At 69.2% G+C, this 802-nt stretch carries 1 protein-coding gene; it reads left to right on the top strand.

Annotated elements, in window-relative coordinates; all coding sequences use genetic code 11:
* Positions 1 to 97: 97 nt before the first annotated feature.
* Positions 98 to 523: a nuclear transport factor 2 family protein gene (locus tag D7X74_RS42205; RefSeq protein ID WP_120538495.1), complete on the top strand. Its 426-nt coding sequence runs from the start codon at positions 98 to 100 to the stop codon at positions 521 to 523.
* Positions 524 to 802 lie beyond the last annotated feature (279 nt).

Here is an 802-nt window from a genome sequence, read left to right as displayed (position 1 = left end):
GTCTGGGGGGCAGGGGGGCGACCGTGCGGGACGGCCACCCATACCCCGCATGCGCACCCTTCCCGCACACCCCCTTTGCCAACGAGTGAGGATGCGGATGCCGATGGAACGAGCGCAGCGGTTCGTGGACGCCCTGTTGAAACTGGAAGCGGATGGCGACATCGAGTCGCTGCTCGCCCTCTTCGCCGATGACGCCCAGGTGAGCAACGTGGCCTCGCCCAGCGTCTTCACCGGCATCGACGGCGCCCGCCGCTTCTGGACCGAATACAAGGGCACCCTGGGCCAGGTGAAGTCCACCTTCCGCAACGTCATCGAATCCGGTGACCGCGTGGCCCTGGAGTGGGAGACGCAGGGGCAGTCCCACAACGGTGCCGCCATCGCCTACGAGGGCGTCTCCATCATCGAATGGGACGGCGACCGCATCCGGCGCTTCTTCGCCTACTTCGACCCGCACGCCCTGGGACAGGAGCTGTCCCACGACAACGCGCGCCGGTCGGAGGTCCCCGCGACCACTCCGGCTTGACCCTCGCGTGACGTTTCGAAGGCCCGGGGGGTTTGGAGGGGATTTCACCCCCCCGGGGGACTTATCGCTGCTGCAAGGGGTACCCAGACCCTGTGTGCACTCCCGTGCACCCAGCTCGCGAGCCGGGGTAGCGTGGAGGGGCGGCCGCCCCCATTTCGACGGGCCGCGTCGTCCCCCTTTCGGGAACCCCATGATGACCCGCGTCATTGCCCCCCTCCTGGCCGTCCTGCTCCTGGCCGCCTCCCCCGCCAGCGCGGCCAGGAGCAGGACGGCCAGGAG

It is taken from the genome of Corallococcus sp. CA047B (genome assembly GCF_003612065.1).
Lineage (GTDB): Bacteria > Myxococcota > Myxococcia > Myxococcales > Myxococcaceae > Corallococcus > Corallococcus praedator.
The sequence above is the reverse complement of the archived record's forward strand: the minus strand, read 5'-3'. Positions and strand labels throughout refer to the sequence as shown.